21 protein-coding genes are annotated in these 23,354 nt (G+C 62.6%); 1 reads left to right on the forward strand and 20 read right to left on the reverse strand.

Annotation, left to right across the window (positions count from 1 at the left end; genetic code table 11):
• Positions 1-25: 25 nt before the first annotated feature.
• From ACLBXN_RS13645 to ACLBXN_RS13675, 7 genes are all read right to left on the reverse strand, one after another.
• On the reverse strand, positions 26-1,105 hold the full coding sequence (locus ACLBXN_RS13645) for a Rieske 2Fe-2S domain-containing protein (RefSeq protein ID WP_447612467.1): 1,080 nt from the start codon (positions 1,103-1,105) through the stop codon (positions 26-28).
• Between the two features lie 14 nt (positions 1,106-1,119).
• Positions 1,120-2,475, reverse strand: coding sequence for an MFS transporter (locus ACLBXN_RS13650; protein ID WP_447612468.1), 1,356 nt, complete (start codon positions 2,473-2,475; stop codon positions 1,120-1,122).
• Positions 2,476-2,636: 161 nt separating this feature from the next.
• Complete coding sequence (locus ACLBXN_RS13655) at positions 2,637-3,116, reverse strand: MarR family winged helix-turn-helix transcriptional regulator (RefSeq protein ID WP_012839886.1); 480 nt, start codon at positions 3,114-3,116, stop codon at positions 2,637-2,639.
• 107 nt (positions 3,117-3,223) lie between these two features.
• Positions 3,224-4,300, reverse strand: a complete 1,077-nt coding sequence (locus ACLBXN_RS13660; protein WP_447612469.1) for an aromatic ring-hydroxylating dioxygenase subunit alpha — start codon at positions 4,298-4,300, stop codon at positions 3,224-3,226.
• A gap of 73 nt (positions 4,301-4,373) precedes the next feature.
• Positions 4,374-5,138, reverse strand: coding sequence for a GntR family transcriptional regulator (locus tag ACLBXN_RS13665; protein ID WP_211457132.1), 765 nt, complete (start codon positions 5,136-5,138; stop codon positions 4,374-4,376).
• Positions 5,139-5,320: 182 nt separating this feature from the next.
• Positions 5,321-7,150, reverse strand: coding sequence for an ABCB family ABC transporter ATP-binding protein/permease (locus ACLBXN_RS13670; RefSeq protein WP_211457133.1), 1,830 nt, complete (start codon positions 7,148-7,150; stop codon positions 5,321-5,323).
• Entirely contained in the window at positions 7,108-7,599 is a 492-nt protein-coding gene (locus ACLBXN_RS13675) for a hypothetical protein (protein WP_447612470.1), read from the reverse strand. Before ACLBXN_RS13675 ends, ACLBXN_RS13670 begins: the two co-directional genes overlap by 43 nt.
• A gap of 212 nt (positions 7,600-7,811) precedes the next feature.
• Here ACLBXN_RS13675 and ACLBXN_RS13680 point away from each other — a divergent pair, with 212 nt between their 5' ends.
• Positions 7,812-8,279: an acyl-CoA thioesterase gene (locus tag ACLBXN_RS13680; protein WP_029158370.1), complete on the forward strand. Its 468-nt coding sequence runs from the start codon at positions 7,812-7,814 to the stop codon at positions 8,277-8,279.
• Between the two features lie 68 nt (positions 8,280-8,347).
• Here the strand turns inward: ACLBXN_RS13680 and ACLBXN_RS13685 are convergent, their stop codons facing one another.
• The 13 genes from ACLBXN_RS13685 to ACLBXN_RS13745 all read right to left on the reverse strand — a co-directional run bounded on the left by ACLBXN_RS13685 (position 8,348) and on the right by ACLBXN_RS13745 (position 23,295).
• The gene (locus tag ACLBXN_RS13685; RefSeq protein ID WP_407714306.1) at positions 8,348-8,986 is read right to left on the reverse strand and encodes a bactofilin family protein; all 639 of its coding nucleotides are present in this window, start codon (positions 8,984-8,986) and stop codon (positions 8,348-8,350) included.
• A gap of 241 nt (positions 8,987-9,227) precedes the next feature.
• The gene (locus ACLBXN_RS13690) at positions 9,228-9,740 is read right to left on the reverse strand and encodes a thioesterase family protein (RefSeq protein WP_447612471.1); all 513 of its coding nucleotides are present in this window, start codon (positions 9,738-9,740) and stop codon (positions 9,228-9,230) included.
• 261 nt (positions 9,741-10,001) lie between these two features.
• Positions 10,002-10,796: an enoyl-CoA hydratase gene (locus ACLBXN_RS13695; RefSeq protein WP_003068064.1), complete on the reverse strand. Its 795-nt coding sequence runs from the start codon at positions 10,794-10,796 to the stop codon at positions 10,002-10,004.
• A gap of 49 nt (positions 10,797-10,845) precedes the next feature.
• Positions 10,846-11,679 carry an acyl-CoA thioesterase gene (locus ACLBXN_RS13700; protein ID WP_447612472.1) on the reverse strand — a complete coding sequence of 278 codons (834 nt, stop codon included), beginning with the start codon at positions 11,677-11,679 and terminating at the stop codon, positions 10,846-10,848.
• A gap of 37 nt (positions 11,680-11,716) precedes the next feature.
• Entirely contained in the window at positions 11,717-12,682 is a 966-nt protein-coding gene (locus ACLBXN_RS13705) for an alpha/beta hydrolase family protein (protein ID WP_447612473.1), read from the reverse strand.
• A 14-nt stretch (positions 12,683-12,696) separates the two neighbouring features.
• Entirely contained in the window at positions 12,697-13,893 is a 1,197-nt protein-coding gene (locus ACLBXN_RS13710; protein WP_003081295.1) for an acetyl-CoA C-acyltransferase, read from the reverse strand.
• A gap of 180 nt (positions 13,894-14,073) precedes the next feature.
• The gene (locus ACLBXN_RS13715) at positions 14,074-16,476 is read right to left on the reverse strand and encodes a 3-hydroxyacyl-CoA dehydrogenase NAD-binding domain-containing protein (protein ID WP_447612474.1); all 2,403 of its coding nucleotides are present in this window, start codon (positions 16,474-16,476) and stop codon (positions 14,074-14,076) included.
• Positions 16,477-16,678: 202 nt separating this feature from the next.
• Complete coding sequence (locus ACLBXN_RS13720) at positions 16,679-17,122, reverse strand: DUF2147 domain-containing protein (protein ID WP_043006786.1); 444 nt, start codon at positions 17,120-17,122, stop codon at positions 16,679-16,681.
• A gap of 87 nt (positions 17,123-17,209) precedes the next feature.
• On the reverse strand, positions 17,210-19,006 hold the full coding sequence (locus tag ACLBXN_RS13725; RefSeq protein WP_043006788.1) for an acyl-CoA dehydrogenase C-terminal domain-containing protein: 1,797 nt from the start codon (positions 19,004-19,006) through the stop codon (positions 17,210-17,212).
• 75 nt (positions 19,007-19,081) lie between these two features.
• Positions 19,082-19,888, reverse strand: coding sequence for a TetR/AcrR family transcriptional regulator (locus tag ACLBXN_RS13730; protein ID WP_167004217.1), 807 nt, complete (start codon positions 19,886-19,888; stop codon positions 19,082-19,084).
• 187 nt (positions 19,889-20,075) lie between these two features.
• Positions 20,076-20,771, reverse strand: a complete 696-nt coding sequence (gene slmA / locus ACLBXN_RS13735) for a nucleoid occlusion factor SlmA (RefSeq protein WP_019044025.1) — start codon at positions 20,769-20,771, stop codon at positions 20,076-20,078.
• A gap of 175 nt (positions 20,772-20,946) precedes the next feature.
• The gene (locus ACLBXN_RS13740) at positions 20,947-22,446 is read right to left on the reverse strand and encodes a sensor histidine kinase N-terminal domain-containing protein (RefSeq protein WP_447612475.1); all 1,500 of its coding nucleotides are present in this window, start codon (positions 22,444-22,446) and stop codon (positions 20,947-20,949) included.
• Positions 22,447-22,575: 129 nt separating this feature from the next.
• The gene (locus ACLBXN_RS13745; protein ID WP_043006793.1) at positions 22,576-23,295 is read right to left on the reverse strand and encodes a response regulator transcription factor; all 720 of its coding nucleotides are present in this window, start codon (positions 23,293-23,295) and stop codon (positions 22,576-22,578) included.
• Between the last annotated feature and the right edge of the window lie 59 nt (positions 23,296-23,354).

A 23,354-nucleotide genomic window follows, 5' to 3' on the forward strand; every position in this document is an offset into this window, starting at 1 on the left:
GTACTTCTCTTTTGCTTGTGCGTCGCTAGGCCACCGCCTGCGAGGCTTGCGCGCCGGCCTGGCGCAACCGCTCAATCACGCGCCGCGCACGGTTGGGCCCCACATCCACGTGGATATCCACCACGGCGCGTGAACCAAACCGCTGCTGGTTGCGGAACTGGGCTTCGATGACCACCTTGTCTTCCTCGAAAGTGGCCGCCGTCTGATCGATCACCAGCTGTGTGGTGTCCTGCATCTGCGGATGCGGATTGGTCGCAATCGTCCAGAAGTAATGCGCGCTGGTCTCCGTCTCCGGCGTCACGCCGTGAAAGCCGCGCATATGGAATCCTTCGCGTGCCGGGTTGTCCAGTCTGTCCCGGCCCGCATCCATGGCACCGGTCCAGATACGCACATGCGAGGGATGAAACTCCACTTCCTGCCAGCGGTCGATGCGGCCCTGAAAAGGCCAGGCCTGTGCATAAGTAGGTGGAGGGTCCGAATCCGGCATCCAGCGCACCACCTTCACGCTGTCCCCGTCCTGGCTGACCTTGAGATCCGCGTTCATATGCACGCGGGCGTTGCCGCCGATGGTCTTGAGGTGCACATAGCCCAGATGGCTCAGGTCCAGCAGGTTGTCGTGAATCAGCTGATACGGTGCGTCGTAGTGGTACACGCCGCCGCCAAAACGATATTGCGGGTCGCTGTGCACGGCATAGGCCGGCGGCTCGGTGCCCGGCACGGAATCCGGCGTCGCGCCCATCCAGATCCAGAGAATCTGGTCGCGCTCGCGCAGCTCGAAGGACTTCACGCAGGCCTTGGCCGGAATCCGTTCCTGGCCCGGTATTTCGAGGCACTGCCCCTCATGGCTGAAGAGCAGGCCATGGTAGCCGCAGCGCAGACCCGCGGCTTCCACCGTGCCACAGGACAGCGGCAGCTCGCGATGGCAGCAGCGATCCTCAAGCGCCGCGACCCGGCCATCTTCCGTGCGGAACAGGACCACCGGCTGGCCCAGCAAGGTACGCGCCACCGGCTGGTCCTTCAGCTCCCAGGCAAAGCCCGCCACGTACCATTGATCCAGCGGAAAGGCAGGCGCGACTGCGCTCATGGTGTGAGAAATCTGGTTCATCGAAGTCTCCCTGGTCAATGAGCGGCCACTGTTTCGGACGTGGTGCGCCTGGGCGCGACCTGCGGGCCGGCAATACGGTGCATGGACACGATGACGGCAGCCAGGACAAACGCCATGCCATAACCCAGGTACAGCTGGTCGGGCGACCAGGCCGCATCCAGCAGGCCGCCGGCCACCAGCGGCGACACAATCGCCCCGATGCGACCGATGCCGATGCCCCAGCCCACACCGGTGGCGCGCACATCGCTGCCGTAGACCACCGGCGCAATCGCATAGAGGCCGGCCACGCAGGCATTCACGAACACGCCGATTAGGAAGGCCAGCGTGTACGACATCCACAGCGCACCGGAGCTGCCCACCAGAAAGCACAGCAGCACTGCCGTCACCAGCATGAAGACCGCCAGCGCACGGTGAATCGCAAAGCGCGCCGCCAGCAGACCCAGCAAGGTCGCGCCCAGAATGCCGCCAAGGCTCAGCAGCACGCCCGTGGTCACGCCCTGCTCGGGCGTCAGGCCCGAGGCAGCCAGCAGCTTGGGAGTCCAGCTCATCACGAAATAGAAGCCGAACATCACCGAGAAGAAAGACAGCCAGACCAGCAACGTGGGGCGCAGCAGCTTGGGAGACAGCAGCTGCAAAGGCCCCATGCGCTTGCTGTCACCGCTGCCTGCCACCACGGCCTGAGGCAGGGAGCCCAGTGCGGGCAGGCCCATCTTGCGGATCAGGGCATTGAGACGCTGCAGCGCATTGGCGGGCCGCTTGACCAGCAGAAAGTCCATGGACTCCGGCAAGGCGAACCAGGCCAGAACCAGCACCGCGAGCGTGGAAAAGCCGCCAAACATGAAGACGGAGCGCCAGCCATGGTGGGCCAGCAGCCAGACCGCAATGCTGCCGCCGATGGTCGCGCCCAGCGCATAGCCGGTCGATTGCAGCGTGACCGCCAGACTGCGCCAGCGCAGCGAGGCATATTCGCTGGCAATCACGTTGCTGCACGCCAGAATGCCGCCCACACCCAGGCCCGTGATCACGCGCAGCACCGCAAGCTGCGTCGGCGTCTGGCTCCAGGCCGAAGCCAGCATGCCCAGCCCGGACACGGCCAGGCACAGCAGGATCAGGGGACGGCGCCCCAGCTTGTCGGCCATGGGTGCCAGCAGCAGCGAACCTGCGGCCATGCCGAAGAGGCCGGCACTGAGCAAAAAACCCAGTTCCGAGCCGCTGAGCTTCCAGTGCCCGGACACCGCCGAAGCCGTGAAGGCCATCACCAGCACGTCAAAGCCATCGATCATGTTCAGGGCCATGCATACCGCGATGACCGACCATTGGAAGGTCGTCATGGGCCGCTGGTCCAGATGCGCGCGCAAATCCTGTTCCATCGTTGTCTCCTTGTTTTTTATCATTCATTCAGCATACTGAATCACATTCAGTTTACTGAATGAACTCTTGATCCAGCACAAGTGAATTCCCTAGTCGTACCGGTTCACCGCCGGCGCTGGCCGGCGTGATCGTGGTGAAGCCGCCGAGCCAGAACGGGCTGTTAGCCGTTGATCGCCGCTTGCTCGCCGGCTTCAGTGCTGTCGTGCAACTGCACGAACTTGCGCAGCAGACGCTTGAACTCCGTCTGCTCCTCGGGCTCCAGCGCGGAAAGCATCCGCTGCTGCAGCTCGTAGACATTGGGCACAAACGCGGCCAGCATGGCTTCGCCCTCGGTGGTCAGACTCAGACGGCGCTGACGCCTGGGCAGCAGCTCGCGATGAATCCAGCCCTTGCTTTCCAGACGCGCAGCGATATCGGCCGTGGTCGAGTTGTCCAGCGCGACAAGACGCGCCAGCGTCACCTGGTCGATACCGGGAGACTCCTGCAGCATGCGCAGGATGGCGTATTGAACCGGCGTCACATCGGGGCCCAGCACTTCTCGAAACAGCAGCGCAGCAATCTGCTGGGCTCGTCGAATCAGATGACCTGGCTGGTCGTAGAGATCCAGGGAAAGCGGGTTGGGTGTGGTGGGCGATTCCATGCAGCAGCGTAGCAAGGGCAGCGCTGACGGTGGACAGCGCTGACTCCGATTCGGGGAGCTGCAAGATTACTCCATCTACAGACATGATCTGCCCCGCCTGCCGCCGCTCAAGCCAGCGCCGCAACGCGCGACTCGTTTTTCTCCTCGTCGATCAGGCGCTCGATGATCTTTCGCGACTGCACGCCGCCGGCATCGATATTGAGCTTGAGCAGCTGACGCTGCGGATAGTCCTCGAGATTGCGCTGCTGCAGCTCCAGCATCTCCAGGTCTTCGCTGAAGATCTTGTGCTGGCCCTGCTTGATGGCTGCCGTCACCGATGCATCGCCGGGGTTGAACTTGCGCGCCATGCCCCAGAAGTACCACATGCTGCCGTCGGTCTCGGGCGTGATGAAGTCCACCACCATGCTGTAGACCTTGTGCTCGTCCGCTGCGTCATAACCGCCCTTGCCGGCATGTGCCACACCGACTTCGATCAGCACATGGCTGGGAGGGGTGAAGCGGCAGACCTGCCAGCGGTCCACAGGCACGTCATCGGCCAGACCATTGCTGCGCAAAGCCATCTTCCAGAACGGAGGCGCCTCGATGTTCTCCATGAAGCGGCTGGTGACCACTTCGCTGTCGCCCAAGACTTCAGTCTTGCAGGGCGTCTCGTCGATCTCGGCCTGACCGATGCTGCTGGCATGCACATAGGTCTCATGGGTCAGGTCCATGAGGTTGTCGATCATCAGGCGATAGTCGGCCTTGATGTGGAACAGGCCGCCGTCATAGGCCCACTCGGGGTTGTCATGCCATTGGAGATCCGGGATCAGCGCGGCATCGGCCGCATCCTTGTCGCCCGGCCATACCCAGACAAAGCCGTAACGCTCTTCTACCGGATAGCTCTTGATGGCAGGAAAGCCGCGCACGCGCTGGCCGGGCATGGCAACCGTCTTGCCGTCGCAGCCCATCTCCAGCCCGTGATAGCCGCAGACCAGCTTGCCTTCGCAGACGCGGCCCAGCGACAGCGGTGCACCACGATGCGGACAGAAGTCTTCGACGGCGGCCATCTTGCCTTCCAGGGCACGGTAGAAAACCATGCGCTCGCCACAGATCTGGCGCCCCAGCGGCTTGTCCGTGACCTCGGCTGCGGTGGCCGCAACATACCAGGTGTTGCGGGGATAAATGGCTTGTGCCTGATGGTTCATCGTGGATGTCTCCTTGTATTTATCGGTCGGGGGTTTTGATCCGGGCGCAGCCTGCGGCGCGGCAGACCGGCCCTCAGCGGCTGGCGCGAATCAGTTGCGCACCGGGTACGCGTGTGGTCTCGGGCGAGCGCATGGCTTCGCGCAGATTGCGCCGCGCAATGCGCGAGTGCTCTTTCATCAGCGCCTCGGCACGCGCGCCTTCGCGGTGCTCGATGGCGTCAATCACTTCACGGTGCTGCTCCTGGGCCAGGATCAGGCTGCGAAGCGCGCGCGGAGACTCGGAGTCGGCCACCACAAAGCCCGAGGGAGAGGCAAAGGGCAGGCGCTTGACCCGCTCCAGCTCGCGCTGCATGAAGCTGCTGCCCGACATCTCCAGCAGGATGTCGTGAAATTCGGAGTTCAGGGCCACATAGGCGGAAAACGCCTCGTCGCCCCAGTTCTGGGCATCCAGCACACGGTCGATGGCATCGAGGCAGCGCGTGGCCCGCGCCAGCAGGGCTTCATCCACCCCGCGCTCGGCCGCCATGCGTGCCGCGAGGCCTTCCAGCGTGCCGCGCAGCTCGATGGCGTCCGACACATCGGCTTCGGACAGCACGCGCACCTTGTAGCCGCGCCCACCAGCCGTGGCTTCCAGCATGCCCTCCTGCTCAAGCCGCATCAGCGCTGCACGTATGGGAGTACGGGAGATACCCAGACGCTCGGCCAGCACCAGCTCGGAGATGCGCTCGCCGGCTGCCATCTCGCCGGCAAGAATCATTTCGCGCAGTTGCAGCTGCGCCTTCACGACCTGGGAATGGTTTTCTTCCGCAGCAGCAGCGGTGGCAATGGAGGGTGGCATGTCTCGCGGGGTATTTAGTTCTTGGTAGACGGAAGAAATGTATACATAAAAATCAAAAAACAGCGATTTAATTGCAAATTCAAGGGTAAACACCTAACAACATGTATACATAAAAGCAAAGCGATCAAAAAGAAAGCCACCCGAAGGTGGCTTATCAAACGTCTGGCGAAAGGTAACCGTACTCAGGCGGAAATCTCCGATGACTCCGCCTGGTTGAGCTGCATATTCCACATGCTGGAGTAACGCCCTCCGGCGGCAAGCAACTCCTCGTGCGTGCCGCGCTCGATGATGCGGCCGCTGTCCATGACCAGGATTTCATGCGCTTCGACCACGGTGGACAGGCGGTGGGCAATGACCAGAGAGGTCTTGCCCTGCGCCGCGCTGCGCAGCTCGTTCTGGATGGCGCGCTCGTTGGCGCTGTCCAGTGCCGAAGTCGCTTCGTCGAAGATCAGAATCGGTGGATTCTTGAGCAGGGTGCGCGCAATCGCCACACGCTGCTTTTCACCGCCCGATAGCTTGAGGCCGCGCTCGCCCACTCGCGTGGCATAGCCCTGGGGCGTGCGCTCGATGAAGTCATGGATGCGTGCGGCCTTGGCCGCTGCAACCACCTGCTCCTGCGAGGCGCCCGGTTGCCCATAGGCAATGTTGTAGGCCACCGTGTCGTTGAACAGCACCGTGTCCTGCGGAACGATGCCCACGCAGTGCCGCACGCTGCTCTGGGTCACCGTGCGGATGTCTTGCCCGGCAATGCGCACATGACCGCCCTGCACGTCATAGAAGCGAAACAGCAGACGCGCCAGCGTGCTCTTGCCCGAACCCGAGGGACCGACCACGGCCACGGTCTTGCCTGCAGGAATGGTGAAGCTCACATCGTGCAGGATGGGGCGCGCGCTATCGTAGGCAAACTGCACGTTCTCAAACCGCACTTCAGGCGGGGGATTGTCGATATGCAAGGGCTGGGCGCCAGGCGCATCGGACACTTCGCGCTCCTTGTCCATGAGCGTGAACATGCGGTTCAGGTCGGTCAGGCTCTGCTTGATCTCGCGGTAGATCACGCCCAGGAAATTCAGCGGAATGTAGAGCTGAATCATGAAGGCGTTGATCATGACCAGATCGCCCAGCGTCAGCCTGCCGTCGACCACGCCCTGCGTGGCCCGCCACAGAATGGCCACCAGCGCAGCACCGATGATGAGCTGCTGGCCGCAGTTGAGCATGGACAGCGTGGTCTGGCTCTTGAGCCGCACGCGGCGCAGGCTCTCGAGGTTCTCGTCGTAGCGCGCGGACTCGAACTGTTCGTTGTTGAAGTACTTGACGGTCTCGTAATTGAGCAGGGAGTCGATGGCCTTGGTATGGGCCGCCGACTCCTGCGCATTGGCCTCTTTTCTGAAGCGGGTGCGCCACTCCGTCACGGTGACCGTGAAGCCGATATAGAACACCAGCGCTGCCAGCGTGATGACGGCAAACCAGATGTCGAAACGCACGGCCAGAATGCCCAGCACCAGGGCCATCTCAATCAGCGTGGGCAGTATGGAGTAGAGCGAATACGAGATCAGCGACTCGGTGCTGCGCACGCCGCGCTCGATGTCGCGCGTCATGCCACCGGTCTGACGCTCCAGATGAAAACGCAGGCTCAGGGCATGCAGATGCTCGAAGGTCGACAGCGCGATCGAGCGCGATGCACCCTGCGTGGCCTTGGAAAAGACCAGATCCCGCAACTCGGTGAACATGGTGGAGGAAAAGCGCAGCAATCCATAGGCCGCCAGCAGACCCACGGGGACCACCAGCACGGCCTGCGCCTGCCCGGGCTTGATATCCAGCGCATCGACCAGATGCTTGAGCAGGATGGGCACGCCCACATTGGCCAGCTTGGCGCAGATCATGAACACCAGCGCTGCCAGCGCATGCCATTTGTAGCGCCAGATATAGGGAAAGAGGCGACGCAGCGTGGCGCCGTCTGACTGGTTTGCCGCTATTGCAGCTTCTTCAGGGGTTGCAGGTAACTGTGAACGCATTGTGGGGCTGTGTCGCCCTGCAGGCAGTCGGAGCCGCGGTAGAGGGCGTCTATTTCTATGACGGGAATCTGGGTACCTGCGAATTCTGCCTGTCCCGTCACTTTTGCGCTCACCCAGACCAGGGTGAAGGGCTGCAGCAACTGTCTGTCATACGGGCCAGCACCGCAGGCCTTGAAGAAGCCGGCCTCGCGCGGCCAGGACAGAAAGCCCTGCTCGCTGAACTCGGCATGCAGCAGAACCATGCAATCGCGCTGCTCGCTGACGGCTTCTATGGTGCGCAACCCGCCAGCCCAGCAGACACGCGCATTCAGCGCACCGGCCTGCAAGGCCTGCCGCGGAGACAGCTCGGTGAACGGCCCCGCCAGTGCCGCTGCACCGGTCAAGGGCTCCGGATGGCAAGAGGGCTGTACGGCCTGTACAAGTGGCTTGAGCGACGTTGCAGATGTCACATCGTCTCTACCCGATACTGGGGCTTTTACCGGATGGCTGCTGCAGGCCGACAGCAGCACACTCAGACCCAAGCCCATCCACCACAAACACCGTCCCATAGTTACCCCCTACTTACTTGCCCGAACCGTCGCTAGTGGCTTTCTCCCGTCGACATGGTAGAAACCCGATGTTGAGGGACAATTCAATCTTTCCATTCGTGTCACAGATTTCCATGCCCCCCCGTTCGCCCGACCTTCCCAGCGTTGCCCTGCCCGCCGACAAGGAACTGGTTCTCAAAGTCGTGCCCATGCCTGCCGATGTCAATGCCAATGGCGACATCTTCGGTGGCTGGGTCATGGCGCAGGTGGACCTGGCCGGCTCGGTGCTGCCGCAGCGTATCAGCCATACCCGCATGGTGACCGTGGCCGTCAACGAATTCATCTTCAAGCAACCCGTGCGCGTGGGCGACATTCTGTCCTTTTACGCCGGCGTGCAGCATGTGGGCCGCACCTCGGTCGCTGTGGATGTGGAGGTCTTTGCCGAGCGTTTTTCCGACCAGGGCAAATATGTGAAGGTGACCGAAGCCCGTCTGACCTATGTGGCCATTGATGCCACCGGCAAGCCCCAGTCTCTGCCGGATACCGAGCAGACGCGCGCCTGGCGCGAAAAAATCCAGGCTCAGGCAGCCGCCAAGAGCTAATCCACGCCATCGAGCATGAAAAAAGCGACCTCGGAAGGTCGCTTTTTTCATGGGCTGTGCGCAGAGATTCAGGCGACTACAGCGCTACCCGTGGTTTCACTGCTGCTGGCTGCAGCCGTCGCCGTGCTGCTGCCGGCATTGCTCTTGCTCCAGGCCGAAGCGGAGGTGCTGCCGGCACTGCTGTTGCTGGAGCTGGTTCCTGCCTCGATCTGCCCGGTCAGCTCCCCGCCCTCTTCGATCACCACCTTGCCATAGCGGATCTTGCCACTGACCTTGCCAGAGCCATAGATCACCAGCTTTTCACGGACGGTGAGCGAGCCGTCGAACTTGCCATGGATTTCTGCGATATCGATCTCGGCCGTGCCATGAAAAGCACCCTGCTCGGCGATCTTGATGACACGGGAATTCATGGTCGCCTCGACCGTTCCTTCCACCACCAGGGTGTCGCAATCCGTGATCTCCACGCCCTTGAGCTTGATGTTCGGTCCGACGGTAAGCTTGCTGCCACCGGTTTCCTCTGCCACAGGCGCAGCGGGGGCCGCCGAGGCGCGCATGGAGCTGGAAGGCGCCGTGCCAAGGCCTGCACTGCTCAAAGAGCTGGCACCCGATGTCGCTGTGGCATTCGCTGTCGAAAGCCCGGTGACGGAATTGCGTGGAGGAAAGCTATCGTTTTCACGTTTGCCGAAGAACGGGTTTTGCACAGCCATGGCAGGAATCTCCTAGTCAGAAAACGCCATCCTATGCAGCATAAGCAGCAACATTTGCCCTTATCTCGCAATAACGGTAAGCAAAGCTTTCACAAGTTTCAGTTACTTGCATGCATTGCCTGATCTCACACAATGAAAGATCTGGCTGCATCCGGGCAAGCGTTCACTTGCCTTGTTTTTACGCATTTCGATCTCTATCCCATATTTCGCAAGCGCCAGACGCTCTCTTTTCTGAACAGCGTCAAGAGACGATATAGGCGGCCGTGCCGGTAGACAGCAACTCGCCGTCCACGGACAGAAACTCCATCTGGGTATTCGCCACCCGTGAGCCCAGGCGCAGCACTCTGGCGGTGAGCAGAAACTCCTTGCCGATGCCGGGGCGCATATAGTCCACACGCAGATCGATCGTTCCCAGCCGGGAAAACCGATGCAGTCTTTGCGCCGGCGTATCGTCCATATGCTTGGCCGCAATGGCCGCCATCACAGCCAGCCCGCCCATGGAATCCAGGCCGGCGCTGATCACGCCGCCATGAATGCGCTGGTAGGCCGAATGTCCGATCAGATCGGGGCGCATGGCGATATGCCCCTGCACCAGCGTGGGCGTGATCTCGCCGATCTTCAGACCGATCGTCTGATTGAAGGCCACGCGCGTTTCAAAGATCTCGCGCAAGCCGGAGATGAACTCAGGCTCGAACTGAACGGACTCTGCAGCCTGCTGCGCTGAGTTGCGGGATGGAACGGACCTGGATGTCATAGGCAACCCTGAAAAATTGGTCAAAGAAAAATCGCCCGACAAGGGGCGATTTTCAGATCGGCACAGGTGCAGGCTGGCGAAGCTGGCCTGGATTCGGCACTTGCCGGAATCCGGGCGGCGTTTTTGGCGAAACCGCCACCCATCGCTGCGCTCGTCCTGCTGCCCCAATGTCTGACTTCAGCACTGGCTGAAGTCAGGGTGGCATTTTTGGCGAAATCGCCACCCATCGCTGCGCTCGTCTTGCTTCCGCAAGGTCTGACTTCAGCACTGGCTGAAGTCAGGGTGGCGTTTTTCCATGAAGGCTGTCAAGGCTTCCTTGGCCGCGGGCTCGCGCAGCATGCGGGCGAAGACCGCGCCCTCTTCCACAATACGCTCGCCCACTGCCTTGGCCTGACCGCCCTTCATCAGGCGCTTGGTCTCGATCAGCGAGGACAGGGGTTTGCGCGCCAGCTTTCTGGCCTGGGCCTGAGCCACGGCATTGCATTCGCTGGGAGGCACCACGCGGTTGATCAGACCCACTTCCAGTGCGGCTTCCGCCATGAACGGCTCGCCCAGCAGCAAGGCCTCGGCGGCACGGTGGTAGCCCAGCATCTGGGGCAGAAGCAGGCTGGAAGCGGCTTCGGGGCATACGCCCAGGTTGATGAAGGGCAGCGAGAACGCGGCGTTGTCGCCGGCATAGACCAGATCGCAGTGCAGCAACAGCGTCGTGCCGATGCCCACGGCCGGGCCGCAGACTGCAGCAATCAGCGGCTTGGGAAAGGCCGAGACTTCCTGCAGAAAACGCCACACGGGGGCATCGGCCCCCATTGCACCGGGAGTTGAGGCCTGCTTCAGGAAGTCCGCAATATCGTTGCCTGCGCTGAAGATGGCGATGTCGCCCTGAAACACCACCACGCGCACGCCTGCGTCCACCTTGGCGGCCGCCAGTGCATCCGCCATCTGGGTGTACATGGCCTCGGTGAAGGAGTTCTTCTTCGCCGCACGGTTGAATGTGATGGTGCACACGCCTTCTTCAGTGTGCACCAGGATGTCCTGGCTATCCTGGGTATTGCTCATGGTCTTGCCTTGTGAATGATGTTGTGAACAGCTTGCCGGTTTCGGCACGCTATTCCTTGTAGTAAACAATCTGGTGGCTGGTTGCCAGCATCTGGCCGGACTGGCTCCACAGCTGGGCCGTCTGGTCGAAAAAGCCGTTGCGGAACTCCTGCCCGCGCGCCTGCGCCAGCAGCAGTCCGTCGCCCGCTTCGGCCAGTTCCTCGCGCCCGGCGTGGAAGTAGACCGTGATGGACACCGTGCCCGCAGGAACGCGCCTGGAGCGGCGCAGCCACGCCCGCGGAAAGAAGACGTCGGAGACCGCAGCCAGCGACGCGAAATCCAGCGGACGCGGCGGATTGTCTCTCACCCAGAGCCGCGTCAGACTGTCGCGCTCGGCTCCGTCCTCCTCGCGCGGCAGGATCCCGTCCACAAATCGCATCTCGTAGCGGGTCAGCCACTCGGAGGCCTTGAACAGCGGCGGCACGCGCTCCACCTCGGCAGCAGCCCGGACCTCGGGCATGGGCATATCGCTGACGCTCCAGGTCTGGCGACGCACCGCCGTCACGGCCGTGGCCGTGGTCACGATCTGCGGCTGGCCTTCGGCATCGGGCTGGGTGATGGTCAGCAGCCAGTGCTGGGTGGAGCGGTTGGTACGCACCGGCTTGGCCTCGATCTCGAAAGCTCCCGGCCCAACGGCTGCCGCATAGTTGACGGTGATGGACAGCGGATCGCCCAGGCACTGCGGGTGCTGCTGAATGGCCTGCACCAGACTGGCCGCCGTGATGCCGCCATAAGGGCCGACCATATTCCAGTAATCGGGCGAAGCCGTTCCCTGGTACTGATTGGGCACTCCCGTAGCGCTCAGCGCCACGGCACGATCAAAGGGGTGGAGGTCTGTGCTCATGATTGGCAGTGTTGCCCAAGGGCGGGAATGAAAGCCGTCAAACAGGTGACTCATGCGGCCCGAACAAGGGTTTGCCTGGGCCGCGATCACCGTTGCGCCAGCTCTGCAGCAAAGGCAGCAGGGGCTGCCACAGTAGCTCGCGCATCTCTTCCTTGAAATACCCCAGATGGCCTATGCGTCCGGCAGGAGCCAGCCCCGGGTCCACACGCTCCAGCGTGCTGGGCGCACTTTTGTACCAGTCCACCAGCGCTTGCACGCTGGCCAGCGACATCATTTCGTCGTCCTCGAAATACAGCGCATGCAAGGGGTAGTGGGCTGCTGCATAGGCCTCGGCCGCCCAGCGCCCCTCCACCCCCATGGCGTACAGAGGATTCAGACACCAGCGACGCCATTGCCAGATCACGCCTGCCGGCAGATCGCCCACAATGCCCAGCTTGCGTCCGGGAAACGCGCCGTACAAAGCCGTGACCAGCGGGGCGACACCCCACCAGAACAGCCTGATCATGCGCCGGGTGGGCGCCGCGTTGTCGCGCCAGTAGCCGCTGCCGCTGCCCACGGACAGCAAGCCGTTGATGGGCAGGGGGATGGAAGCCAAGCCCGGCAGTTGCGAGCCCACGCTATGGCCGATCCAGATCAGCGGCTGCTCGGGAAACTGCTGCTTGAGCTGCGCTGCCACCAGCTCGCAGTCCTTGGCCCAGTCCAGCAAGTCGGCCCTGGCGTCACGCAGCGGCACCTGCAGCGACAGGCCATGGCCACGGTAGTCGAAGGTGGTGACGCCATAGCCCTGCTCCGCGAGCCATCGGGCAAAGGCCTGGTAATAGCTTTGCTGCACGCCCATGGCGCCAGCCACCACCACCTGCGCCAGCTGCGCTGTTGCCCTGGGCTGACACTGGCGCAGCGCCAGATGGGCCGAACCCACGGAGATGGGCAAGGCCATCTCCGTCCATTGCACGGCGGCCTGCTGCGGAACCGACACAGAGGCTTGCGACTGGGCGGTATGCATGGCGGCTGCGGCGTTCAGACGCGCTCGAAGATACCAGCCGCGCCCTGGCCCATGCCCACGCACATGGTCACCATGCCGTACTTGAGCTGCTTGCGTTGCAGCGCATGCACCACGGTGGCGGCACGGATGGCACCGGTTGCCCCCAGGGGATGGCCCAGTGCAATCGCACCGCCCATGGGGTTGACCTTGCTCTGGTCCAGACCCAGGGTGTTGATGACGGCCAGGGACTGGGCCGCAAAAGCCTCGTTGAGCTCGTACCAGTCGATATCGTCCTGCTTGAGACCTGCGTAGCGCAGCGCGGCGGGAATGGCCTCGATGGGGCCAATGCCCATGATGGCAGGCGGCACGCCCTTGCTGGCATAGCTGACAAAGCGCGCCAGCGGCGTCAGGCCAAAACGCTTGACGGCATCGCCGCTGGCAATGATCAGCGCGCCCGCACCGTCGCTGGTCTGCGAGCTATTGCCCGCAGTCACCGTGCCGCGCGCCGCAAACACGGTGCGCAGCTTGGCCAGGCCTTCCAGGCTGGTATCGGGGCGCGGGCCTTCGTCCAGGCTCACAGTGCGCGTGCTGGCCACGGTTTCGCCCGTGGCGATGTTCAGCGTACGGTCGGTGACTTCGATCGGCGTGATCTCGGCGGCGAACTCGCCGGCCTGCTGCGCGGCGATCGCACGGCGGTGCGATTCGAGTGCAAACGCATCCTGCGCCTCGCGCGAGACCTTCCACTGCTGGGCCACCTTCTCTGCCGTCAGGCCCATGCCGTAGGCAATGCCCACATCGCCATCGCGCTCGAAGATGCTGGGCGAGAGGCTGGGCGCATTGCCCATCATGGGCACCATGCTCATGCTCTCCACGCCAGCAGCAACCATCACATCGGCTTCACCGACGCGGATACGGTCCGCCGCCATGGCCACGGCCGACAGACCGGAGGCGCAGAAACGGTTGACGGTGATGCCGCCGATGCTGGTGGGCAGTCCCGCCAGGACAGCACCAATACGCGCCACATTCAGGCCCTGCTGGGCTTCGGGAATCGCGCAACCGCAGACGATGTCCTCGATCGCCTTGGGGTCCAGGCCGGGCACCTGGGCCAGCGCCGCCTTGAGCGTGGTGGCCAGCAGATCGTCGGGACGGTAGTTGCGGAAAAAACCCTTGTGCGAGCGACCGATGGGCGTGCGCGTGGCAGCAACGATATAGGCGTCTTGTACTTGTTTCATGACCAAATTCCTTGGTTGTCTCTTAGCTCTTTACCCTGTGTGCAAGGCTTCAATTACTTCACGGCGCATACCAGCAGCCAGCGAGCAAGGGCCGCCCCGCAGCGTTGCTGGCGTCCCCCTTCCCGCGAAGCGAGAGAAGGGGGAAAGCGCGCAGCGACTCAGGGGGATGCTCATATCAAATCAGTTGCGAACCGGCTTGCCGGTGTTCAGCATGCCCAGGATTCGTTCATGGGTCTTGGGGTGAGCAATCAGATGACAGAAAGCCTTGCGCTCCAGGCTCATCAGATAGGCCTCATCCACCAGCGTGCCGGCATCGACATCGCCGCCGCAGACCACATTGGCGATCAGGCCCGCAATATGCTGGTCGAACTCGCTGATGAAGCCGCCGTCGCGCATATTGACCAGCGAGCCCTTGATCGTGGCCTGGCCGCTACGGCCCGCCACGGGGAAGCTGCGCTTGTGCGGCGCACGCCAGCCGCCGGCTGCCATCGCCTTGGCCTCGTTGATGGCCACGAACAGCACCTCGTCCTTGTGGGCCACGACGATGTCGCTGTCCAGCAAATAGCCGAGCTTGCGCGACTCCAGCGCGCTGGTCCCCACCTTGGCCATGGCCGCAGCCGTGAAGCCTTCGGTCAGGAAGGGCAGCAAATCCTTGCCGGTGCTGGTGGCGGCATTTTCGGCAGCGCGGCGCGCGATATAGGTCAGGCCGCCGGCGCCGGGCACCAGACCCACGCCGACTTCCACCAGGCCGATATAGCTTTCCATGTGGGCCACGCGACGCGCCGAGTACACCGCCATCTCGCAGCCGCCGCCCAGCGCCAGCCCGTGAATGGCAGACACCACGGGCACCTGTGCATAACGCAGGCGCAGCATCAGATTCTGCAGCTCCTGCTCGATGCTCTCGATGGCGTCCGCTCCACCGATCACAAAGGCAGGCATGGTGGCCTCCAGGTCGGCGCCCACGCTGAAGGGCGCATCGCCGGACCAGATGACCATGCCGTCGAAGTCGCTCTCGGCCGTATCCACCGCCTCCATCAGACCTTCCATGACTTCGGGGCTGATGGCATGCATCTTGTTCTTGATGCTGGCGATCAAGATCTTGCCGTCCAGCGTCCAGGTGCGCAGCGCCCTGGTTTCGGCAATCGTCGTGCCAGCCGTCTGCCAGTCGGGCAGATCGGTTTCACCCAGCAGTTTCTCGGGGAAGAGCTGGCGCTCGTACACGGGCAGCACACGGCGCGGCACAAACCTGTTCTGTGCAGGGCTCCACGAACCATTGCCTGTATGCACTCCGCCGGCCTCAGCCACCGGACCTTCGAAGACCCATCGGGGCAGCGGCGCCTTGCACAGCGCCTTGCCGGCGTCGATGTCCTCCTGGACCATCTTGGCCACCTCCAGCCAGCCGGCTTCCTGCCACAGCTCGAACGGGCCCTGCTTCATGCCGAAGCCCCAGCGCATGGCCTGGTCCACATCGCGTGCGCAGTCGGCGATGGATTGCAGATGCACGGCGGCATAGTGGAAGCTGTTGCGCAAAATGGCCCAGAGGAACTGGCCCTCCTTGCCCTCGGCATTGCGCAGCAGCTTCAGGCGCTCTGCAGCGGGCTTTTTGAGCATGCGGCCGTAAACCTCGTCGGCCTTGCCGCCTGCGGGGATGTAGTCCTCGCTGTCGAGCTCGAACTGGAAGATGTCGCGGCCGACCTTTTTGTAGAAGCCCTTCTTGGTCTTCTGGCCCAGGTTGCCCAGCTCGATCAGCTTGGCTAGTACGGGCGGCGTGCCGAAGCTGCCATAGAAGGGGTCGGTCTCCAGGCTCAGATTGTCCTGCAGCGTCTTGACGACATGGGCCATGGTGTCCAGGCCCACCACGTCGGCCGTGCGGAAGGTGCCCGAGGAAGCGCGGCCCAGCTTCTTGCCCGTGAGGTCGTCCACCACATCGAAGGACAGGCCGAAGTTCTCGACCTCCTTCATCGTGGAAAGCATGCCGGCGATACCGATGCGGTTGGCAATGAAGTTGGGTGTGTCGTGCGCACGGACCACGCCCTTGCCCAGCGTGCTGGTGACAAAGGCTTCGAGCTGGTCCAGCACCTCGGCCTGCGTGGTGGGCGTGTTGATCAGCTCCACCAGCTGCATATAGCGCGGCGGGTTGAAGAAGTGGATGCCGCAAAAGCGCGGCTTGATGGCGTCGGGCAAGGCCTCGGACAGCTTGGTGATCGACAGGCCCGAGGTATTGGACGCCAGCAGCGCATGCTTGGCGACGAAGGGCGCGATCTTGTGATACAGGTCCAGCTTCCAGTCCATGCGCTCTGCAATGGCCTCGATCACCAGATCGCAGCCCTTGAGCAGCTTCATATGCTCTTCGTAGTTGGCCGGCTGGATCAGCTCCACATCCTCGGCCACGCCGATGGGCGAAGGCTTGAGCTTTTTCAGATTGGCAATGGCACGCTCTGCGATGCCGCTCTTGGGGCCTTCCTTGGCCGGGAGGTCAAACAAAATGACCGGCACCTTGACGTTGACCAGATGGGCGGCGATCTGCGCACCCATCACGCCCGCGCCCAGCACGGCGACTTTTTTCACATTGAATCGGGACATGATTGCATTCATTTCAGTTATTCGTAATGCGCACGGCGCATGAAACTGGCGCGCCCCAGGTCAGGGCAGCCGAGCAAGGGCCTCGGCCGGCCGCACCGCCCCGCAGCGAGGGCTGCGTCCACTCCACCAGCGCGTAGCGCGAAAGAGAGGGGGGAAGGCGCGCAGCCGTCCAGGCGCAGCGACTCAGGGGGCTTCATTTCAATTACTGAACGCGGATCCAGGTCTGGGTACGCCAGAAAGGACCGATGGAGCCACGCACTTCCAGCTTCTGGCCTTCGTCGATGGGCGTCAGGCGCACGGCATAGGTCTTGCCGTTTTCGGGATCGAGAATCCTGCCGCCTTCCCAGACTTCCTTGCCTTCGACCTTTTTGACGCCGCTGATCAGCGTCATGCCCACCACAGGCTTGTCCTTGAGCTCGTCCTTGCACTCGGTGCACAGCGCATTCGGATCCGCGCCCTTGCGCAGCAGGGCCTCGACCTTGCCCGTGACCACGCCGCCGGCCTCGGTGATCTTCACCTGCGCCTTGGGCGTGTTTTCCTTTTCATCCATGCTGCGCCAGGTGCCCACGGGCGACATCTGCGCCCAGGCCGCCGACATGCTGCCCGCTACCAATACAAGAGCTGCTACCGCTTTTATCTTCTTCATTTCCGAGTCCTTTATATTCAAAACAAGGTATGAATAAGCGCATGCAGCTACTCTTTAAATAGCAATACAGCACGCGCCTGCGGAACATCAGGCCAGCGCCGCGTCGCTGTCCATCAGCGACTGGCTGCCGGCGCGAGCAGTGCGCATCAGCGTCGCCGTCTCGGGGAACAGCTTGGCGAAGTAAAAGCGCGCGGTCTGCAGCTTGCCCTGGTAGAAGGGATCTGCATTGCCGGCCGCGATCTCGCGCAGCGCCACCTGGGCCATGCGGGCAAACAGGTAGCCGAAGACCAGATGGCCGGCCACACGCAGATAGTCCACGGCGGCTGCGCCGACTTCGTCGGGGTTCTGCATGCCCTTGAAGCCGATCTCGGTGGTGAACTTGGTCATCTGCTCGCCCAGCACGGCGATGGGCGTGATGAACTCGCTCATCTTCTCGTTGACGCCTTCTTCCTCCACCAGCTGGGCGATCAGCTTGCCGAACTTCTTGAGCGTCGCGCCCTGGTTGCCCAGGATCTTGCGGCCCAGCAGATCCAGCGCCTGGATGCCGTTCGTGCCTTCATAGATCATGTTGATGCGCGCATCGCGCACAAACTGCTCCATGCCCCATTCCTTGATGAAGCCGTGGCCGCCGAAGACCTGCTGGCTCAGCGTCGTCGCCGTCCAGCCGTTGTCGGTGATGAAGGCCTTGACGATGGGCGTCAGCAATGCCACCAGCTCGCCGCTGTCCTTGCGCACCTTCTCGTCGGGGTGGTGCAGCTCCTTGTCCAGCAGCAGGCCGCAGAAGGTGGACAGCGCGCGACCGCCTTCGGCATAGGCCTTGGCCGTGAGCAGCATGCGGCGCACATCGGGGTGGACGATGATGGGATCGGCCGGCTTGTCCTTGGCCTTCACGCCCGACAGGCTGCGCATCTGCAGGCGGTCCTTGGCATAGGCCAGCGCATTCTGGTAGGCCACTTCGGTCAGCCCCAGCGACTGGTTACCCACGCCCAGACGGGCCGCATTCATCATCACGAACATGGCCTGCAGACCCTTGTTGGGCTCGCCCACCAGGGTACCGATGGCACCGTCGATATTGATCTGGGCCGTGGCATTGCCGTGAATGCCCATCTTGTGCTCCAGCGCACCGCAGAAGATGGGATTGCGCTCGCCCAGCGAGCCATCGGCCTTCACCTTGAACTTGGGCACGACGAACAGGCTGATGCCCTTGGAGCCGACGGGCGCATCGGGCAGACGCGCCAGCACCAGGTGCACGATGTTGCTGGTGAAGTCATGCTCGCCGGCCGAGATGAAGATCTTGTTGCCGGTGATCTTGTAGCTGCCGTCTGCCTGAGGTTCGGCCTTGGTGCGCAGCATCCCCAGGTCGGTGCCGCAATGGGGCTCGGTCAGGCACATGGTGCCGGTCCACTCGCCGCTGGTCAGCTTGCCCAGGTAGATCTTCTTCTGCTCCGGCGTGCCGTAGGCATGCAGGGCCTCATAGGCGCCGTGCGACAGGCCGGGATACATGGTCCAGGCCTGGTTGGCGCTGTTGAGCATTTCATAGAGCGCCGAATTGAGCACGAAGGGCAGGCCCTGGCCGCCATACTCCGGATCGCAGGAAAGAGCAGGCCAGCCGCCTTCGATGAACTGCGCATACGCCTGCTTGAAGCCCTTGGGCGTGGTGACCTCGTGGGTCTCCTTGTTCAGCGTGCAGCCCTCTTCATCGCCGGAGATATTCAGGGGAAACGCGACATTGGCCGCAAATTTGCCCGCCTCCTCGACCACCGCGTTGATGGTGTCGGCATCGACCTCCGCGTACTTGGGAATCTGCTGGTAGGTCTCGGTGACCTTGAAGACCTCGTGCATGAGGAATTGCATGTCACGCAGTGGCGGGTTGTAGCTGGGCATGGGTCGTCTCCTGTGATGGTTGCGCGTTGAACGGTTTGCTTTTGGGTTGTGAACTGACGCGGGTTGCGGACGGCCTCAGGCGGCCGGCGGCTCGCTGGCATAGCGCGCCAGAATATTGTTGAAGCCTGCATGGGCCCGCTCGATCGAGCCCTCGCTGTGCAGAAAGCGGGCCTCGTAGTGCAGGGCCAGGATCAGGCCGTGAATCTCGAACAGCAACTGGCTGGCGTCCGCATCGGCACGCAGATCGCCGCATTCCTGGCTTTGCACGATGGTGCGGCGCATGGCGGCCAGCCAGGTGCTGACGGATTCGGCCAGCGCATCACGCACCGGCCCCGTACGATCGTCGAACTCCACCGCCCCGCTGATATAGATGCAACCGGAATCGATCTCCATGGAAGTGCGCTTCATCCAGTTGCCAAACAGCTCGCGCAGACGCGGAATGCCGCGCGGCGCCTCGATCGCGGGGTAGAAGACTTCCTGCTCGAAACGGTCGTGGTACTCGTGCACTACGGAAATCTGCAATTCCTCACGCGAGCCGAAATGGGCAAACACGCCCGATTTGCTCATGCCCGTGAGTTCGGCAATCGCGCCAATGGACAGACCTTCCAGGCCGATATGGGTTGCCAGATTGAGCGCGGCCTCCACGATCGTGGCCTTGGTCTGCTGACCTTTGGCGAGCGAGCGACCCGCAGACCGGGCGGCTGCAGCCTCGGCGGCCTTACTGGGGCTAACCGCAGCTTGCGCCGGAGCGTGCAGCTTGCGAGACTTTGCGCTAGTCTTCGCAGTCCCGGCCTCCCCGTGCTGCCCCGAACGGCCGGCCCTATGCGCCGCATCCCTGACTGCGGGAGAAGTGGAAGAACGGGAAACGGGAGACGAGGCCATGAAACTCTCAATAAAACGAACGTTCGTTCTATTTTGCACAGTTTCCAGCCTGTTTTGACTTCGTCAAGGGTAAATACTTAGGCTTTTTCTTGCCAGGTTTTCGCCGGCTCTCGCCCCTCGAGATGCAACAAAAAACGCCGCCAGTCCGAGGACTGCGGCGTTCTTGAAGAAGTGCCCGGGAAGGGACTCAGACCACGACCATCATGGCCAGGCTGGCATCCAGATGCTCGGTAGGCAGGCGGCGAAAGCCCGAGCGGGCATAGCGCTGCAGACGGCCCAGCGCAAATGAAGTCAGCACACTGGCCGCGACCGATGCCTCGGCCGTCGGCGCAGCAGAACCCATGGCGCCGGCCGCAGGACGCAGGCATTGGCGCAAGGTGGACTCGATGCGGTCGAAGAACTGGTTCATGCGGGTCTGCAGACGCTCGTGTTCGAAAACAATGGCGTCGCCGACCATCACGCGCACCATGCCGGGATTCTTTTCGCCGAACTGCAGCAGCAATGCCACTACGCGGTTGGCATTGCGCACGCCCGTGATCGGGTCATGCGCAGCCTCGGGCACATCGCGGCCCACGATCTGCTGCACCAATGTGAAGACGGACTGCTCGATGAACTCGATCAGGCCTTCGAACATCTGGGCCTTGCTGGCGAAGTGACGGTACAGCGCCGCCTCGCTCACGCTCAAATGGGCTGCCAGGGCCGCCGTGGTAATGCGATCGGCACCCGGCTTTTCCAGCATGGAGGCCAGTGCCTGCAGGATTTGCTCGCGGCGTTCGCCGGGCTTGGGACGCTTGCGCGCGGGAGCCATGGCGGGAGCGGCAGGACTGTCCTCCGCGGGATTTTCAATATTGGAAACAGGCGACAGGACTTCAGACTCAGACATAGGCGACTCAGTATTTATTAGCAATTTTCTCACAGCCAGTTGCACTGTTAAGCACACGACTATCCTTACCGGCAGGCGTCAGGTGCGTCAAACCAACCTTAATAAACAGCAGGCTTGCGGTCTCCACCCCAACTTTCACCCCCGCTCTCACCAACACGCAAGCGTAACCGAGAAATTAACCTTTGAGAGCTTCAGATACCGTTTGAATGCCGTCTGAAACTGATTGAACCGGAATTTCAAGTCTTACTAATAAGCCTTTACCGAAACTTCCATCTGCAAAACTCAGTACACCTTGATGCAATTGCGTTATTTCGTCCGCAATTGCGAGGCCCAAACCGGTTCCCTCTTCGACCACGCCCTGGGCGCGATAAAAACGCTGGGTAATCTGACTACGCTCTTCCTCGGGCACGCCAGGTCCGTCATCGTCAACCTCGACAAAGGCCCATTGCTGCACACCCGCCATCTGCAGCAAGGTGGCATCGTCCGTGCCCACGGGCCGGGGGCGCAGACCGCAGCGCAAGGTGACGCTGCCGCCTCGGGGCGTGTACTTGATGGCGTTTTCCACCAGGTTGGAAACCAGCTCGCGCAACAGCCAGCTATGGCCCCAGACCGATGCCGGCTCGACCTCCAGACCGAAGTCCAGCTCCTTGATCGACGCGCGATCGATAAAGCTCTCGAGCATGCTCTCGCAGAGTTCCTTGAGATCCACCTCCTGCAGCGGCTGCACCTCGGCATTGCGCGCATCGGCACGCGACAGGGCTAGCAACTGACGCGCCAGCTGCGAGGTGCGCCGCGTTGCATCACGCAGCTGCTCGATCTGCTCCACCGTGAGCACGACCTGTGCCGGCTCCCCGGTCCGCTTGGCCAGGCGTCTGGCCTCCTGCCCGCTCAGGGCCCAGGCCTCCACCTGGGTCTGCAGGGCCGCCAGCGGCGTGCGCAGCTGATGGGCCGCATCGGCGACGAAACGGCGCTGGCCCTCGGCCTGCGCATTGACCAGCGAGAACAGCCGATTGAGCGAGCGCACCAAAGGGCGCACCTCGGCCGGCGAAGTCTGCTCGTCAATCGGGCTCAGATCGCGCGGCGAGCGGCGCTCCACCGCCTGGGTCAGCTTGTGCAGCGGCTTGAAGGCCCGGCTCACCGACCAGTAAATGGCCACGGCCGCGCCCGCGATCAGCAGCAGATTGGGCAGCAGCACATGCATCAGCAGCTGGCGCACCCATTGCTGGCGCACATCGCTGCTGTCGGCCAGCATGACGACCATCTCGCCGGCGCCATAGGTTTCGGCCTTGAGCACGGCAACGCGATAAGTCACCCCGTCATGCTCCTGGCTATGGAATTCCGCCGTGCCGGTCGCCGGCACATCGAAGCTGATCCAGGCATCCCCGGCCACCACATTGCCTTGCAGATCGCCCACGGCATAGCCGGCTTCGTCGCCCTGATTGCGCAAAAAATCTTCGACACTGGGCGTCAGCGACACCAGCGGCGGCGTGCCGTCCGCAATCGAAGGCGCGAGCACCGAGTCGGCCAGGGCCGGCAGCAGGCGCAGCAAGCGCTGGTCATGCTGGGTGGACGCCTCGTCCGCGGCGCTGTAGCTGAACCAGCCGCCCATGGCCGCCAGCAGCATCAGCGGCACCAAAAGCAGAACCAGCAGCCGAAAACGCAGATTGGCGGTCATTAATGCTTATTGAATGAAACTTTGAGTATTCTATTTTCATAGCTGCAAGCGCTTCATTAATAACCAGTTCAGCTATATAAATAACCAAATCCCATATCAATCGGACGCAAGCAGCTATCAAATAGAGAATCAAACGGATTCCGGCATCAGCTCCAGCCGATAACCGAAGCCGCGAATGGAACGCAGGGCCACGCCATGAGGCTCCAGTTTGCTGCGCAGGCGGGACACATAAACTTCCACGGCATTCGGCGTGATTTCACGGTCCCAGCCGGTCAGGGCCTGCAGCAGCTTTTCCTTGCTGGCGGGCTTGGGAGCATTCAGCAGCAGATACTCCAGCACCGTCCATTCACGTGGCCCCAGATCGATGGGCAGCAAGCGGCCTTCGGCTTCACCCTCCTGCGGCAACTGGCGGGCGCCGGCACGACGGCCCGCCGTATCCAGCTCGATGCAACCGAAGTTCAGCACTGCCGAAGTCGCCGCCTGGGAGCGGCGCATCAGCGCACGCAGGCGCGCCAGCAACTCGGGCAGCTCGAAAGGCTTGACCATATAGTCGTCGGCGCCCCAGTCCAGGCCCTGCACCCGATCCTGCAGCGCATCGCGCGCCGTAAGGATCAGCACCGGCATGGCCTTGCTCTCCACATCGCTGCTGCGCAGGCGGCGCGTCAGCTCCAGACCGTTGATGCCAGGCAGGCCGATATCGATCACCGCCACATCGAACGCCTCCTGGGCCAGCACCTCCAGCGCGCGCTCGGCGCTGCCCACCCAGTCCACGGCATAACCGGCATCGGAAAGACCCAGCTTGATACCGCTGGCCACCATCACATCATCTTCCACCAGAAGCAAACGCATAAAGTCCTACCTCGCTCAAAAACAAAAGCCGCCCAAAGGCGGCTTGCGGCAGAGTCTCG

Source organism: Comamonas sp. C24C, from assembly GCF_053345995.1.

Excerpts from the sequence above, each read along its gene's own strand:
- ACLBXN_RS13645 (WP_447612467.1), bottom strand. The coding sequence starts at position 1,105 with ATGAACCAGATTTCTCACACCATGAGCGCAGTCGCGCCTGCCTTTCCG.
- ACLBXN_RS13650 (WP_447612468.1), bottom strand. The coding sequence starts at position 2,475 with ATGGAACAGGATTTGCGCGCGCATCTGGACCAGCGGCCCATGACGACC.
- ACLBXN_RS13655 (WP_012839886.1), bottom strand. The coding sequence starts at position 3,116 with ATGGAATCGCCCACCACACCCAACCCGCTTTCCCTGGATCTCTACGAC.
- ACLBXN_RS13660 (WP_447612469.1), bottom strand. The coding sequence starts at position 4,300 with ATGAACCATCAGGCACAAGCCATTTATCCCCGCAACACCTGGTATGTT.
- ACLBXN_RS13665 (WP_211457132.1), bottom strand. The coding sequence starts at position 5,138 with ATGCCACCCTCCATTGCCACCGCTGCTGCTGCGGAAGAAAACCATTCC.
- ACLBXN_RS13670 (WP_211457133.1), bottom strand. The coding sequence starts at position 7,150 with ATGCGTTCACAGTTACCTGCAACCCCTGAAGAAGCTGCAATAGCGGCA.
- ACLBXN_RS13680 (WP_029158370.1), top strand. The coding sequence starts at position 7,812 with ATGCCCCCCCGTTCGCCCGACCTTCCCAGCGTTGCCCTGCCCGCCGAC.
- ACLBXN_RS13685 (WP_407714306.1), bottom strand. The coding sequence starts at position 8,986 with ATGGCTGTGCAAAACCCGTTCTTCGGCAAACGTGAAAACGATAGCTTT.
- ACLBXN_RS13690 (WP_447612471.1), bottom strand. The coding sequence starts at position 9,740 with ATGACATCCAGGTCCGTTCCATCCCGCAACTCAGCGCAGCAGGCTGCA.
- ACLBXN_RS13695 (WP_003068064.1), bottom strand. The coding sequence starts at position 10,796 with ATGAGCAATACCCAGGATAGCCAGGACATCCTGGTGCACACTGAAGAA.
- ACLBXN_RS13700 (WP_447612472.1), bottom strand. The coding sequence starts at position 11,679 with ATGAGCACAGACCTCCACCCCTTTGATCGTGCCGTGGCGCTGAGCGCT.
- ACLBXN_RS13705 (WP_447612473.1), bottom strand. The coding sequence starts at position 12,682 with ATGCATACCGCCCAGTCGCAAGCCTCTGTGTCGGTTCCGCAGCAGGCC.
- ACLBXN_RS13710 (WP_003081295.1), bottom strand. The coding sequence starts at position 13,893 with ATGAAACAAGTACAAGACGCCTATATCGTTGCTGCCACGCGCACGCCC.
- ACLBXN_RS13715 (WP_447612474.1), bottom strand. The coding sequence starts at position 16,476 with ATGTCCCGATTCAATGTGAAAAAAGTCGCCGTGCTGGGCGCGGGCGTG.
- ACLBXN_RS13720 (WP_043006786.1), bottom strand. The coding sequence starts at position 17,122 with ATGAAGAAGATAAAAGCGGTAGCAGCTCTTGTATTGGTAGCGGGCAGC.
- ACLBXN_RS13725 (WP_043006788.1), bottom strand. The coding sequence starts at position 19,006 with ATGCCCAGCTACAACCCGCCACTGCGTGACATGCAATTCCTCATGCAC.
- ACLBXN_RS13730 (WP_167004217.1), bottom strand. The coding sequence starts at position 19,888 with ATGGCCTCGTCTCCCGTTTCCCGTTCTTCCACTTCTCCCGCAGTCAGG.
- slmA (WP_019044025.1), bottom strand. The coding sequence starts at position 20,771 with ATGTCTGAGTCTGAAGTCCTGTCGCCTGTTTCCAATATTGAAAATCCC.
- ACLBXN_RS13740 (WP_447612475.1), bottom strand. The coding sequence starts at position 22,446 with ATGACCGCCAATCTGCGTTTTCGGCTGCTGGTTCTGCTTTTGGTGCCG.
- ACLBXN_RS13745 (WP_043006793.1), bottom strand. The coding sequence starts at position 23,295 with ATGCGTTTGCTTCTGGTGGAAGATGATGTGATGGTGGCCAGCGGTATC.